This window comes from Desertibacillus haloalkaliphilus, assembly GCF_019039105.1.
In the GTDB taxonomy this organism is placed as follows: domain Bacteria; phylum Bacillota; class Bacilli; order Bacillales; family KJ1-10-99; genus Desertibacillus; species Desertibacillus haloalkaliphilus.
On sequence record NZ_JAHPIV010000004.1, the window covers coordinates 12,099 to 27,193 of the forward strand.

Annotated in this window: 14 protein-coding genes; 8 read left to right on the forward strand and 6 right to left on the reverse strand. The window is 39.4% G+C overall.

The window, feature by feature from the left end; genetic code table 11:
- Window positions 1–111: 111 nt before the first annotated feature.
- Together KH400_RS05365 and KH400_RS05370 are read left to right on the forward strand one after the other, a co-directional pair.
- Window positions 112–858: a YheC/YheD family protein gene (locus KH400_RS05365; protein ID WP_217222696.1), complete on the forward strand. Its 747-nt coding sequence runs from the start codon at window positions 112–114 to the stop codon at window positions 856–858.
- 131 nt (window positions 859–989) lie between these two features.
- A complete protein-coding gene (locus tag KH400_RS05370) occupies window positions 990–1,856 on the forward strand; it encodes a polysaccharide deacetylase family protein (protein WP_246589393.1) in 867 nt (288 codons plus the stop codon).
- An 83-nt stretch (window positions 1,857–1,939) separates the two neighbouring features.
- Here KH400_RS05370 and KH400_RS05375 read toward each other — a convergent pair whose 3' ends face one another.
- From KH400_RS05375 to KH400_RS05395, 5 genes are all read right to left on the reverse strand, one after another.
- Window positions 1,940–3,022 carry a serine hydrolase domain-containing protein gene (locus KH400_RS05375; RefSeq protein ID WP_217222698.1) on the reverse strand — a complete coding sequence of 361 codons (1,083 nt, stop codon included), beginning with the start codon at window positions 3,020–3,022 and terminating at the stop codon, window positions 1,940–1,942.
- 30 nt (window positions 3,023–3,052) lie between these two features.
- Entirely contained in the window at window positions 3,053–4,183 is a 1,131-nt protein-coding gene (locus KH400_RS05380) for an acyltransferase family protein (RefSeq protein WP_281418643.1), read from the reverse strand.
- A 372-nt stretch (window positions 4,184–4,555) separates the two neighbouring features.
- A complete protein-coding gene (locus tag KH400_RS05385) occupies window positions 4,556–4,855 on the reverse strand; it encodes a 2Fe-2S iron-sulfur cluster-binding protein (RefSeq protein ID WP_217222702.1) in 300 nt (99 codons plus the stop codon).
- Between the two features lies 1 nt (window position 4,856).
- Window positions 4,857–6,521: an FAD-binding protein gene (locus KH400_RS05390; protein WP_217222704.1), complete on the reverse strand. Its 1,665-nt coding sequence runs from the start codon at window positions 6,519–6,521 to the stop codon at window positions 4,857–4,859.
- A gap of 208 nt (window positions 6,522–6,729) precedes the next feature.
- Window positions 6,730–7,482, reverse strand: a complete 753-nt coding sequence (locus KH400_RS05395) for a WxL domain-containing protein (protein ID WP_217222706.1) — start codon at window positions 7,480–7,482, stop codon at window positions 6,730–6,732.
- 95 nt (window positions 7,483–7,577) lie between these two features.
- Here KH400_RS05395 and KH400_RS05400 point away from each other — a divergent pair, with 95 nt between their 5' ends.
- From KH400_RS05400 to KH400_RS05420, 5 genes are all read left to right on the forward strand, one after another.
- Window positions 7,578–8,621 (forward strand): DUF916 domain-containing protein, encoded by a 1,044-nt coding sequence (locus tag KH400_RS05400; protein ID WP_217222708.1) that lies wholly within the window; start codon window positions 7,578–7,580, stop codon window positions 8,619–8,621.
- Window positions 8,622–8,701: 80 nt separating this feature from the next.
- Window positions 8,702–9,310, forward strand: coding sequence for a WxL domain-containing protein (locus KH400_RS05405; RefSeq protein ID WP_217222710.1), 609 nt, complete (start codon window positions 8,702–8,704; stop codon window positions 9,308–9,310).
- Window positions 9,311–9,605: 295 nt separating this feature from the next.
- Window positions 9,606–10,430 (forward strand): ABC transporter substrate-binding protein, encoded by an 825-nt coding sequence (locus KH400_RS05410; RefSeq protein ID WP_217222712.1) that lies wholly within the window; start codon window positions 9,606–9,608, stop codon window positions 10,428–10,430.
- A 23-nt stretch (window positions 10,431–10,453) separates the two neighbouring features.
- Window positions 10,454–11,152, forward strand: coding sequence for an ABC transporter permease (locus KH400_RS05415; protein ID WP_217222714.1), 699 nt, complete (start codon window positions 10,454–10,456; stop codon window positions 11,150–11,152).
- Window positions 11,149–11,883 (forward strand): ABC transporter ATP-binding protein, encoded by a 735-nt coding sequence (locus tag KH400_RS05420; protein WP_217222716.1) that lies wholly within the window; start codon window positions 11,149–11,151, stop codon window positions 11,881–11,883. Before KH400_RS05415 ends, KH400_RS05420 begins: the two co-directional genes overlap by 4 nt.
- Window positions 11,884–11,998: 115 nt before the next feature.
- Here KH400_RS05420 and KH400_RS05425 read toward each other — a convergent pair whose 3' ends face one another.
- Window positions 11,999–13,063 carry a ThiF family adenylyltransferase gene (locus tag KH400_RS05425; RefSeq protein WP_217222718.1) on the reverse strand — a complete coding sequence of 355 codons (1,065 nt, stop codon included), beginning with the start codon at window positions 13,061–13,063 and terminating at the stop codon, window positions 11,999–12,001.
- A 179-nt stretch (window positions 13,064–13,242) separates the two neighbouring features.
- Between KH400_RS05425 and KH400_RS05430 the strand changes: the two genes are divergently transcribed.
- The gene (locus KH400_RS05430; RefSeq protein WP_217222721.1) at window positions 13,243–15,066 is read left to right on the forward strand and encodes an aldehyde ferredoxin oxidoreductase family protein; all 1,824 of its coding nucleotides are present in this window, start codon (window positions 13,243–13,245) and stop codon (window positions 15,064–15,066) included.
- Window positions 15,067–15,095: the final 29 nt, after the last annotated feature.

The window sequence follows — 15,095 nt, forward strand, 5'->3', positions numbered from 1 at the left end:
AAATGAAAAAAAGTGCACAAATTTTCTCAAGTGAGCCCAAAACGAAATCGAGAACATAGCATATATTATAGTAGTGTTTTAGTGCTACAAAAGGGCAGGAGGGGAATCTACATGAATGCTAGAACGGTTGGCAAGCTACAAAGCTATCGGTTTTTATCTCAAGACAATTGGCTCGCTTCATTTTTTCCTGAAACCCTTTTGTATACTGAGAGTACCTTTCGTCACCTGTTACATAAGTACAGGAGTGTAATTGTTAAACCGAATTTAGGTGTTCACGGCAATGGCGTTCTAAAAATTTCAAAAATAATGGATCGCTATCGGTTCCAGTGTGATGACGTTGTTAAAACTTTTTCTAACATAAGTTTACTTATTGACTATTTGCAAAAGGTAACGGCGAATGAGTGCTATATTGTCCAGAAATATATTGAGTTAGCAACTATTAATGAAAGACCTTTTGATTTACGTGTGATGGTGCAAAGGAAAATTGATCACGACTGGGAAATCACTGGTCAATATGCAAAAGTAGCAAAACGAGGGCTTATTATTACTAATTTAAAAAGTAAAGCAGATGTACTTCCAGTAGAGGAAGTGTTGCTAACATTAAATGTAGGTGAAGGACAAAGACGTATGCAAGCACTGGTTCATTCAATAGCACTAAGGACAGCTCAGCGACTTGGTGAACGATTTACAGAACATCATATTTGGGGAATTGATATTGCAGTTGATCGGTATGGATGTGTTTGGATGATTGAAGCGAATGCGCGACCAGGTTTTCGCGGCTTTCAAAAATTGAAAGACCGTTCAATGTATCGAACGATTATGGAAGTAAAGAGATATAACAAGGAACTAGAGAGCTAGTGATCACGTCGCGGTGTAGTAAATTTCATTTACCGTATTTTACCATTAAATATAATTTTAGTAATTAAAGAATAATTTTACAGTTTAAATGAAAACTAACAATGTAAAATACAGGATAAGGAGACAGACATATGACTAACAAATTTTTACTATGGGGATTAGCAATCGCACTTTTTTTCATGTTTCAAGGATCAGTCATTCCCTATGGACATGCAAATGAAGTAGACAATGGGGATCACAAACAGCAATGGTGGTGGAATGACGATGACGAACGTCAGCAACCAGATGAAGATTTTCCAGAACTAGAGGGAGGATCTGAAGAAGAAACACGACAACCGGTATCAAATATTATCTTACAACAAAGATATCCGGAAACTGTTGTTTTACAAGGGCCAGCAACGGACAACAGAATTGCGATTACCTTTGATGATGGCCCGGACCCTCGCTTTACACCACAAGTGCTCGATGTATTGAGTGAATACGGTGTTCCAGCTACATTTTTTGTGATGGGAGCCAGAGCAGAATCATATCCACAGATAGTCACAAGAATGATCAATGAAGGACATATTGTTGGAAATCATTCGTTTTGGCATCCAAATTTTGTCGTGGAAGAGGATGTAGAGACGTTGCGTAGAGAGGTCACACGAACAGAAGAGACACTTGAGAATATTATTAACTATCGGACGCGCCTATTTCGAGCACCATATGGATTTTTATACAATGAATTAGTGGAGGAGCTAGCAGCGATGGATTACTCTGTTATTGGCTGGTCAGTCGATTCATTGGATTGGCGAGAATTTCCTCCAGAGGATATTGCTCACAATGTCATAAGTAATATTCATCCCGGGGCAATTGTTCTCATGCATGACGGTGGTGAGTGGGATGATGACCGAACCAACACAATCGAATCCCTTCATCAAATCATCCCCACATTACAAGAGCAAGGATTTGAATTTGTAACTGTCCCTGAGTTGATTTCCATTCCGTACGCAAGGTAGTCAATCAAAAAGAAGGGGTGTCCTATTAGGCTAAATTTCACCTATAGGACACCCCTTCTCTAACGTGCCAGGTATCATTTAAATTACAACTCATTTGTCATTTTTGCATCTAAAATCATTTCTAATAATTTTAACCGTTTACGATCACTAACGTTTTTAAACGCTCGGTTCCATAATTTATCGGAGTCAACACGATGTACGAAAACTAAGTTTTCACTCGGAATAATATCGATTGATTGTCCGTACCTGCCGATCGCTGAATAGAGACCAAGCTCTCTAAAATATCCTGAATCGGCGACCCACCACATATAACCATAGCCATACGGGGCATTTGCTGTTGGTGTATGTACTGATGTACTTTCTTCAATCCATTGGACTGGAATCATTTGCTCTCCTTCCCAAACACCGTTTTGAAGGTAGAGCTGACCAAACCTTGCCATATCCCTTGCTGACATCCGGAATAAATAAGAAGGGTGAAGCGAGCGATTTAACTCAAATTTATAAAACCAATCATCTTCTGTATAATCTTCCATGCCAATGGGGTCAGCAATCCGATCTTTAAATTCTTCAAATATGTCACGTTGTGTTCGTTCTGTAAAAATCGTACCTAATACATTAAAATCCCAGTTATTATAATAAAAGTGTGAGCCAGGTGGATAAACCTCACGATCTGGTCGCTTCCATCTCATTAACCATGATTCTTGACCTGCTGTAAGAAACACACCAGAGCGTGAAGTTAATAAATCGACGACTCTTGCTTGTTTTTCTTGTTCTGTCAACTCCATATGGTCAGATACATTCAGCTGTTTTAATGATGATTGGAGGTTGATGGTACCTTCAGCAACGTGGATGCCGTATAACGCGCTCAATAAGCTCTTTCTCACCGAATGGATATTACTCTTTTTCGTAACATCCCCCCAGCTAACAAGAACCTTACCATTATAAATGACCATTGCAGCAGTTGAACCTATTGAATCATAATATTTTTTCGCTGCGTCAAGTTGCGCAGATGAAAAACCAGCCTCCTCGGGACTGCCATGGTAGAGCCAAGTCGACTCTACCTTACTTGTTATACGTTCTCTTGATTCAGAGAGAGAAGAGACAAATATGATAATTAAGACGATTCCTATGATCACGATAAACAACCTCTGTTTCTGTGCTACCATCCATTTCATCCTTACGTTGTCTGTTCTCAATTATTTGTAATTAACAAAAAGTGAACGCGCACGCGTACGTACCGTTGATGGTTCATCTACTTTCACTCTCTGTTTTACATTTACTTTCCCTACGATATATTTTCCGATTTTTAATTTATTTAAATAATGGACGCTAACCATTGAAGCCATTGTACTGCCGGCAAATAAAATAATGAATGTCAACAACCCTAAATCAATGGCTGTTGTATCGATAACTAAAATTAATGCAGACATAAATAGTGTATGCAATAAATAAATGCCAAAGGAATAATCACTTACAACAATAAAAAAACGTGGTATCGATTTCAACTTCAGAGCAATATACAACACGAACACAATAATGCTGAATGTGTGTAAAATAATGTCGATTCGTTTTGAGCTATGAGTTGTAAGTAATCCACTATGATATAAATATAATGTTAGTGCGCCACTTAACAATGGTGCAACGATTACCCATGTTTTATAGCGCAATAGCATAGCCTTAAACCATTGATAATTCGTACCGATATAATAAGCTAGTGTGAAATAAAAGATCCAGCCTGGAAAAGGCACCCAATAATATCGTTCCCAAATGTAATCTGCAAATGGCAGAGAAGGTGCTGATGTGAAATTAAAGAATGCCAAATACGCAATATTTATGATCAGGGATAACCCAAGAATTTGCTTTAGAGACCCATGGTCAAGCCACTTCTTAAAAATGAGAAACAAAAAATAAAACTGAAAAATTATGAGAACAAAATAGGCATGAAAGTCACCAATAAACGCATTCAAGAAAACTTTAAGCAAAAATTGCTCTGTAGATAGCAGTGTGTATGGCAAGGCATATAAAACGGCCATACAAAGATAAGGTACCAAAATAAACTTAAACCGTTTGAGCAAAAAACTAGTTGCTGACAAATTTTCTCTATCCCGATAACTATAGCCGAGGATGAATGCTGTAATAAAAATAAATGTTGGTGTACCGTAGTACAAAAATACATTCATCGAATCTAGGATCACTTGAGCAATTTCTGGTAAATGGGCCATTACTTGGATGTGTTCCATTCCCCAAGCAATTGAATGTAGAAATACAATACTCAAACAAGCAAAGCTTCTCAGAAAGGATATTTCATATAAATGTTTTTTCCCCATATTCACTCAACACTTTCTTTTTTATTGTATGAATAACAGTAGTGACCACTTTCATATGAAAATATCGCCGAAATATGATTACGTGTTAAACTACCCCTACTGTGAAAATATGATTGTAGATACCAATTTAACATATAATTTTTTCGTTTTGAAGAAGGCCAAGACCTATGTAATCATTGTTCATTTTGCATCCTTTGGTTTTTTCTCACCAACTTACAAAGTGCTCACAAACGGCGTCTGTAAGGGTAAAACAGTAATAACAAAAAGTGAAATACCTATATAAAAATCGCTTGTCTATGATGTCCGACGCTAAACATTTTACATAGTTTTTGACGATTTTACACATTTCACATAGACCATTAAAGTGATAGGTTAGACTTCTTTTACTAAATCTCGAATCGTATTACCTTTTAGAAAAGGCGCCAATGACATTGTTCCATCACAACCCGGCTCAGCACGTTTCATGCAGCTTAAGCCTGGCTTTCCATTTATCATCATCATACATGTTGCACATAATCCGATTCGACATGAAAATCTGTACGCCACACTGGCATCATGATTTCGATAAATCTCCTCAAGAACGTCTAATACCGTCATATCATCACGATGTTCAATATTAAAATGGTGAACCCCTCTTGCTTGACGTTCCATTTTCACTGCTAGTTTATTCAATTTATTTCTCTCCTTTGGGGGATGTATGAATGACTACCTGTTCATTTTCTTTCGTAACGAAAGTGTGATATATGTTTGAAGCAGGGGAGGGGTGATCGCTGTTAAAATGAGCCCCTCTACTTTCCTTACGATGGAGGGCTGCTCCGACGATCGCTTTCGCTGTTCGTAGCATATGAGCTCCTTCAACATAATCTATCAATTCTCTTGAATAGTTAACTTCCGTGCTCATTTCCACCTGATCAAGTAGGTCATCGACTGCTTCAAGTTGCTTTGCCGCTTGCTTCAGACCTTCATCCGTACGTAAAACGGCTACATGCGTTCCCAATATCTCCTGTATTCGCTGCTTGATTTGATAAGACTTTACTGAACCTGACACTGATCTTGACATTGTATCTAATAACTTTGTAGCAAATGGGCTAAGTGCTTCTGCCGTAACCGTTGATTGATCCTCGTAATTATTTGATTCCCATGCAGCATTAATACCAGCTTTGGCTCCAAATACAAGACACTCTGTTAGCGCATTGTTTCCAAGTCGGTTACCACCATGGAGCCCACCAGCGGTTTCCCCGGCCACATATAAACCTGGCACAGAAGACGCTGTGTTTACATCAATGTGAACGCCTCCCATCATAAAGTGGGCAGCCGGTCCGACCTCAGCATAACCATGTGTTAAATCTATTCCCCGATCCATGCAGATGTTAAACTCATGTAAAAATTCTTTTTTTACTTTTTCCAACTGAGAAGATATATCTAACCATACGCCCCCATGATCTGAACCACGACCTGCGACAACTTCAGATGCGATCGCGATAGAGAGTTTATCACGGGTTGTATTTTCTAACGTCTCAGGCTCGTATGTTTCCATAAATCGCTCACCAAATGTATTGTAAAGATTAGAATAATGGTAAAAGCTAATACAAAGTCCCGCAACAGAGCGAGGAGTTACTAAACTAACAGGGTAAAATTGGACTTGTTCCATATCAATAAGGGAAGCACCTGCTCCTAAACCAAGGGAGTACCCGTCACCTGTTGATTGAACAGGATTACTTGTCGTTGGATACAATTGACCAATACCACCTGTAGCAAGAATAACGGCTTTTGCTTTGATAACGTAAGGTTTGTTTTTCTTTAAATCAAATACAACTGCTCCTATCACTCTAGTAGAGGATTTCACCAAGTCTAATGTAATCACATCACTCCATGTATGGAGGTTCTCACTGAGTGTCTTTGCTTTTCGAATTAATGTTTGTAAGATCCCTAATCCTGTTTTTCCTTTTCTAGCACTAATCGAGCGAGGGAGGGAATGGCCTGCCGTAGGATATACGGCTGCTTGATCGCTTTTATCGCGGTCGAGCTTTAATCCCCAAGATGTTAGATCTTCAATTCTCTTAGAAATGTCATTTACTAGAGTTTTCGCAAGAGCCGGATCACTCAATCCGCGCCCACTATTTTCAATGTCACGCATATAAGCGCGTTCATCATCTAGGGGATTAGACCATTCACCTAATCCCGCCATTTGTACAGCGCCCACAGTCGATCCACTTTTTCCTACAGCGCCTTTATCAATGACTAGGACCTTTTTATGTAATTGTGCGGCATAGACACCTGCTGTAAGACCTGCTGCACCTGATCCTATGATTAAAATATCTGTTTTGATTTCATTCATAAGCACACACTCTTTTTCTAATATTTTTCACTACTCTAAAAGTTTTTTAGATCATGTTTTATTGTGACATGATAATCATTTTTCGAATACATTACAAACATTTTAACCGTACTATATGTTCAAGCGAAAACCTTGTACAAAAAAATGCAGCAAATCCGTGAGCGGCTAATGCTGCATTTTTAATATGCCTAGATATCAATATCTTTTATTATGGACCAACATTAAGTGTTGCCGTAATCGTTGATGTATACGTACCTGAACGAGCATCTCGAGGTAATAATGTTAAATCAAGTGCCTTATCATCAAATGATACATTATATGATCCCATACCACCACCATCTGCTGCACTTAAAACCTTAATCCCTTCAGCCGTATCGATCGGCCCTGAGCTTCTTGTAATGGTCTCAAGTGATGATGAGCCCTCATCTACTTTCTCGACTGTTGGAGCAGAAACCGTCAGGGAACCTTCAGGGAGTGTATGTTCCGTACCTTCAAGGGTAAACGGTGATGCTTTGAGCACTACATTCCATCCACCTCCTGTACCAGTGGCATCTCCTACTGGAAAAGCGTTAATTGTTGAAAAAGTGTTTTGTGTTTTACCATCTAAGACAACAGCCGTAAATGTTCCAACTGTTAAGGTCCCGAGTTCATATGTTCCACCTGTAACTTCCGCTCTAGTATCATCAGTAGTAGAAGCATGAGCTCGGTCAGTAAGCATTAGTGGGGATGCAATAACTGATGATAATACTAAAGAGCCAACCATGACCTTTATAGTCTTTAATTTTAAGTCTGGGAAATGTTTTTTGGCATGTTTTATTGCTTGTGTACTAATTTCATTTTTGGGTTCAATACCAAGTTCATTTGCAAATTCAACCATAAAATCTCTCGGATTAATATACAAAATCAATGTTGAATAATCATTTTCTTCATGTCTAATTTCTTGGTGAGAAAAAATACTCATTTGTCTCCTCCTTTCATTGCTTCTTTTACTATTCCATTACTTATTTTTTTCATTCATCGGGGTACGATAAAAACAGCATTTTAAGGAGGGGTTACATGAAATTGTATAGATCCGTACTGTTTGCGTTACTTTTTTTTACAGTCATATTAACAGGAGGGGCTCAAACGATTGCACAACAAAACGCGATGCCGTTTTCAGTTGAGCCAGTTTATCCAGATAATCAAACACCGGGTATCCAAGGCTATTTTAGTTTAGATGTTACACCAGAGGATACACAGGCTTTACGTGTAAATATTACAAATAACCGGGAGGAGGAAGTCGTCGTTAATCTGCGGCCAGCCAACGGCTATACGAATCCAAGGGGAGGAATGTTATACGAAACAGATCTCGATTCAGAAAACACGGTTATCCTTAGTGATGAAGTCAAATTAGCAGAACATATACATGTTGTCGAATCAATAACAATCCCTGCCAGAGAAACGGAGGAAGTTGAAATAGAATTAAATGTGCCTAATCGTGAAGAAGGTACCTTATTAGGCGGTATTATCTTTTCTTCGCATGGTTTAACCGCTGAAGAGGAAGAGCGAATGGCTCAAGAAGATGAAGAAGAGGCTAGCTTTTCCATTCGAACCGAAACTGCCATTGCAATGGCAATGCAATTGAATTTCCCGCAATCCATTGAACCACAATTTTCAATCGGTGAAGCTGGTTTTTTACCAACTGAAGCCCAGGTATACATCGAAATGCTCAATGAAGCTGATAGCATCCAAGATAACTTCACAGGTGAATATGAAGTTATGAATGTAGACGGCGATGTATTATTTGCGGGAGAATTTGGACCATTTAAAATGGCTCCAAGTACTAGGATTCGCTACCCTATTGATTGGCAAGCAGAAACATTAGAGCCTGGTGATTATTCAGTAAGAATTGCTGCAGACGTAAATCAAGAGGAGATCGTTGAGCAACGTGAATTCACGATTGACGATGAGGAAATTCAAGAATATGTCGAGAGAGTCATGCCTGATGTAGCACAGCCGCAACAAGGCATGCCGGCATGGGCTTGGGCTTTGATCGGTGCCTTAACGGGTGTAATACTTGTTGGCATAGTATTCATTTGGTCAAGAAATCGAAATACGTAAATGGAAACAATTACTATGGAAGGAGGTGTTTTTAGTAACGATACAATAAAGTGTAAATAAAAAAATTGGAGTGAAAATGAATGTTAATTAACAGTCACAAAAATGCTACTAATCATCACATATTATTCTTTTTATGGCTTGTCGGGGTACTCCTCATTTCTCAAAGTACAGCATACTCCTTTAATCAACAAACAATAACGAAAGTGAACATAACTTCCGGTCCTCTATACATAACCCCGACTAAAAATTATGTGGAATTTCACGTACAAGATAATGGAAATTACGGATATGCTGACCTTGGTCGCCTCGATATCGTAGATGCAACAGGTACTGGTGCCGGATGGGATGTCATGGTACAGGCAAGTCAAATTAAAGAAGTAGTTGAAGGAGAAGAAAAACCTAATGTGTTACCATCCGGATCACTTTCATTATCAAGAGAAGGTGCTCAGGTTGAAAAAGGAATAGGGGCAGGGCCAAGACCTGTTTGGATTGGTGAGAATTCAACAGAAATTGACCAAACTGAACCTGTAACCATCCTTTCTGCAAGTAAAGATACAGGGATGGGTTCATACACTATCACTTTCGCTCCCAAATCACTTGAGTTAAACATACCAGATACAGTCATTCCTAACAAAAATGATCGATATGAAGGAACTATTACATGGACAATTGTACAAGGACCATCTTAATTACATATATGCCTCATGTTTGGATACTAATGTAAATTTCCAAATTCCAAAAATCGATACACACATCTAGCAATCAACGATCGCCTCTATATCATGTTGTAGAAGGCGATTTTGTCATTTCAGCAAATCAAAACACCCCCTCAAATATGTTACCTTTTTCTTATATCCATTCTAACCAATAGATTTATCTAAAATTGGAAATAAGATTTATTGAATTGTTTTGACAATTGCGTTATCTTAAAGTAGTAATTAATGGGAACTAAAGCCAATTAAAAATTGATAGAGAGGTGACGGAATGAGGCCAATAGTAATCACTTTATTAACTCTGATCACACTTATTAGTACAGGCTGCACAAATCAAACCAGTGAATCTGCTTCAGAAATAATCCTAGCAACAACGACAAGTACTGAGGATAGTGGTTTACTCGATAAATTAATCCCAATGTTCGAGGAAGAACACAACATCAATGTCAAAACCATTGCAGTCGGGACTGGACAAGCCCTCGCGATGGGGGAAAAGGGAGAGGCCGATGTCTTACTCACACACGCTCCCGAAGCTGAGGAAGAATTAGTTGAAAGTGAGGATGTTATCAATCGAAAACGTGTGATGTACAATGATTTTATAATCATTGGCCCACAAGAAGACCCAGCTAACATTCATGGTGAAACCCTTGGTGATGCCATGGAAAAAATCTATGAAACTAGTTCCGCTTTCACCTCTCGTGGGGATGATTCAGGTACTCATAAAAAAGAATTAACATTATGGGAAAGTGCAAATCGTTCTCCATTCAACGAAAGCTGGTATGACGAAACAGGCCAAGGGATGGGGAGTACACTACAAGTAGGAGTGGAAAGAGAAGCTTACTTATTAACCGATCGTGCAACCTATTTAGCACACAAGGAGAACTTTGATGACATCGTCATTCATGTTGAAGGGGATGAGAGACTGTTCAACATTTACCATGTTATGCAAGTCAATGATGAGAAGCATTCCCATGTAAATGGGACAGAAGCTCAATTATTTGTCGAATTTATGGTTAGTACACCCGTTCAAGCTGTGGTCGAAGAATTCGGAATCGATCTCTATGGACAATCCTTGTTCATTCCTTATACAGAATAAAGAAAGGATAGCGAGTGGCCGCCATGGACTTATTTATTGAAGGTATAAATCAAGCGATCCAAATGATCATCACAGGCGACAGGGAAATTTTCGACATTACAGCAACGACATTACGTGTTAGTTTTACTGCGATTTTAATTAGTACGATCATTGGACTTCCGTTAGGGATCGTATTAGGTTTAACAACCTTTCCTGGGAGAAGGTTGATTTTAACATTCGTGAACATTGGAATGGGCTTACCACCTGTGGTCGCGGGGCTCTATATCACGATGTTATTATGGCGCTCCGGTCCTCTTGGTCAGTTCGGCTTTCTGTATACGATTGAAGCAATCATTATGGCTCAAATATTGGTTTCATTACCGATCATCATTGGGTTAACCTCCTCAGCCTTTCAACAGCTTGATCATAAAATGCTTTTACAAATTAAGGCCTTAGGAGCGACACGGTTTCAAACCGTTACCCTCCTGCTCAAAGAAACAAAGCTAGCCATTTTTGCAGCAATTATGGCAGGACTTGGCCGAGTTCTTGCTGAAGTCGGTGCAGCAATGATGGTCGGTGGCAATTTAAAAGGAGAGACGAGAATCCTGACGACAGCGATGGTTATGGAAGTGTCAAAAGGCAACTTCGAAATTGCGATTGCATTCTCATTTATTTTAATGACGCTAGCCTTTATCATTACGTTTATTTTAACGTCATTACAACAAAGGAAGGAGAACGTATGAATATTCTCCAATTAACTGATGTAAAACTATCAATGAATAAACAACTCCTTCTCAACATCCCTGAGTTCTCATTAGTAGAAGGGGATATCGTTGGTATGATCGGACCAAATGGTGCAGGGAAGAGTACCTTACTCAAAGTGCTAGCATTCTTGCAGGCACCTAGTGAAGGAACAATCTATTACAGAGAAGAAGCAAAGGATGTAGAGTCGTTTTCACTAGAGCTTCGGAGAAAGTTTGCTGTTGCCATGCAACAATCATTATTATTTGATACAACTGTCGCACAAAATGTTGCGGTCGGCCTAAAATTGAGGAAAGAATCAAAGAAAGTGATTCATGAAAAGGTCGATTATTGGTTAAAAAAATTTAACATTAGTCACTTGGCAAAAAAGCATGCACACACATTATCTGGTGGGGAGGCACAACGCGTAAATTTAGCCCGAGCGTTTATTCTCGAACCTGAAGTTGTCTTTTTAGATGAGCCTTTTTCCGCCTTAGATGTTCCGACAAAGGTACAGCTACTGCAAGATTTAAAAGAGATTTTAAACCAAACAAGAACAACTACTTTTTTTGTTAGTCATGATTTAATTGAAATTAAACAACTAACTGAACGTCTATGTGTGCTGTTACATGGGGAAATTAAACAGTACGGTAAAACAAGTGAAGTCATCGCTAGTCCTAATGATGACACATCACCATTTTTAAACAAGTGGAAGGAGCTCTATACGATCTAATGGGGGACGGGACAAACGAGGCCGTGACAAAAGGTAAAACAAACCTTTTTGTTACGGCCTCGTTTTGATTTAGTCACATCGCCCTAGCTTAAGGACACTTCATAGATTAAGGCATTCAATTCCCTACAAGATTTGAGTATAACTTTTTCGCCTCTCGTTCATCTTCTGTCCCTTTAATGAGGAGTCGTCCATCTTGAAATAAAGTCAATTGGTAATTTTGGTAATGTAGTCGTAATAAAAAAGGTGTACATGTAACATCCCCAAGTGGTCTCCATTTCTTTGCCCATGCCTTCAAGTCAATCCTTATCGTTTCAGTTGGGGTTATTTGTATGCTATCACGCCCACAAAGCTGAGATATCAATAATTGATTTGACTGCTGATTTAAATAATTAAATGTTCTTTCTACACAACATTCGCAATTTGGGTTCCGAGAATGTTCAATTGGTAACCCATCAAAATCATATTCCCACGTTTCTAATTGGTTTAAATGACGGTTCCTGTTCTGTTTATAATCTAATAAAATCTTCAACGCTTCAGTGACTTGATAGGAAGCAATGATGTGAACCAATGGTCCTAACACCCCGACAGTATCACATGTTTCACCATGATTCTGAGATGACGTTGGGAATAAACAACGCAAACAAGGCGTATGACCAGGGATCACAGAAAAAAACATTCCCCTCGTGTGAATCGCCCCTCCATAAATCCAAGGAATATCATGCTTCACACTTACATCGTTAATGAGAAATCTCGTCTCCATGTTATCTGTCGCGTCGATGATTACGTCACTGCCTTCAACAATTTCTTCAATGGTTGTCGCATTTACGTCTTGAATCAGTGACACAATCGTTACATTCGAGTTTATCCGTTCCAACTTCTTTTTGGCTGCAATCACTTTAGGAGTGTTTGCTTTCACATCATTTTCGTCAAAGAGCATTTGTCTTTGTAAATTGCTTTCCTCAACGAAATCACGATCCACCAAGCGTATGTTCCCCACACCAGTTCGTACAAAATGGTGTGCTGCTACCGTTCCTAATGCACCTACTCCTATGATCGTGACGGTCTTACTTCCCAATAACTTCCGGTCTTTCTCAAGCTCAGGCCAAATGAATACTTGTTTTGAATCGGTCGATTGACGAGATAGTAGCATAACCATGACTCCTTTTATATGTCTGTTCAAAAAAGCATCCCCTTTTTTGAACAGTATCGAATAATTGGAAAAATCAGCTAATATAATTAGTATGAGGATATCACAATTTCTTTTCCAAACCAACGGATAAAAGATTCAAAAGATTGCAGGAATTTTTCTTTTTATGTAGAAATTTACAAATTGATACTAGGAAATTAAGGAGGGATACTATGCAACTAGGTGGTTACAAAAATAAAGAAGCTTGGGTAGACTTATCAAAGGGTACAATTGATTACAAACAAATGAACGAAGATGATGCTGTCAAATATGTAGGTGCAAGAGGATTAGGTGTGAAATATCTAATGGATCACAAAATTTATAATGTTGATCCTCTTTCTCCAGACAATATGCTATGTGTCATGACAGGACCGTTAACAGGTACAAGAATTCATATGAGTGGACGTCTATGCACAGTCACCCGCTCGCCATTAACGGGAACCATTACAGATTCACACATGGGCGGTTGGACAGCCGCTCGCCTAAAATGGGCTGGGTTCGATAACCTCATTTTTACCGGCGAAAGCTCAAACCCTGTTTATCTTTATGTCGAAGACGGTGAAGCTGAGTTAAGAGATGCTACTGAGCTATGGGGTAAGGGTACTAGAGCAACGATCAAGACCTTACAAGATCGTTATGGAAAAGATACAAGTGTCATGACGATCGGTCCAGCTGGGGAAAACCTCGTAAAATATGCAGGATGGATGAATGAAGATGATCGTGCTGCTGGCCGCGGGGGGACAGGTACAGTTGCGGGCTCTAAAAACCTAAAAGCCATTGTCATCAAAGCTGCTCAAAAAGGCAATATGCCTGAGCCTGCTCAACCTGATAAGTACCCGACAGCGATCAAAAGTGGCTTGAAAGCATTAATGGAAGGAGCACTGACGAAACCGAAAAAAGGTGGGCTATCTGTTTACGGTACCAACGTACTAATGAATATCGTAAACGAAGTTGGTGCATTGCCTTCTAAGAACTCACAACGAAGTCACTGGGAGACCGCTGATCAAATTAGTGGTGAAAGTGTAAACGCTGACCTAAAAGTTGCAGACCCTACCTGTCATGCCTGTCCAGTCGCATGTAAGATTGAAGTCGAAGTTAAAGATGGTAAATACAAAACAAGAGTAGAGAGTTTTGAATATGAATCCGCATGGGCGTTAGGACCAAACTGTGGACATTCGAATAAAGAAGCTGTCGCTTTTATGATTGACCTTTGTAATGAATATGGAATGGATACAATTGAGTTAGGAAATGCGTTTTCAACAGCGATGGAAGCGTATGAAAAAGGATTAACGGAAGATCGACTAGACTGGGGCGATGTCGATACGATGATTGCCTGGGTTGAAAAGATTGTCAATCGAGAAGGTATTGGTGATATATTAGCAGATGGACCGGGCCGAGCAGCAAAGCAATTTGGTGATGAAAATATGGCCATGGTTGTAAAGAACCAAGCGATTCCTGCCTATGACCCTCGTGGGATTCAAGGGATCGGCCTAGGATTTGCTACAAGTAACCGTGGTGGCTGTCACCTACGCGGCTATACCGTTGCGAGTGAAATCGCAGGTGTTCCTGAGCCGACAAACCGACTTGAGCCAGAAGGGAAAGGTGAATTACTAAAAACCTTCCAAGACCTTCATGCGTTCTCGGATTCACTTGATTTATGTAAGTTCTCTTCATTTTCAGAGAACCCTGACCTATATGCTGAACAATATTCAGCAGTCGTTGGTATCGACTTAACAGGTGACGACATTATGAAAATTGGTGAACGAGTCTATAACCTTGAACGTTACTTTAATAACCTTGCCGGCTTTGAAGGAGACGCTGATACATTACCGACGCGCTTCTTAACTGAACCCGCTGAGGGAGGATCAAAAGGTGAAATCAGCCATCTTGAGTTGATGTTAAAAGAGTACTACTCAGTAAGAGGCTGGAAAGAAGGGGTTGTACCTTCTGAGAAGCTAAAGGAACTAGATATTCCTGAAGCTGAAATCGGTGCCTAAACGGCACACATACAAGATAACCCTCACAC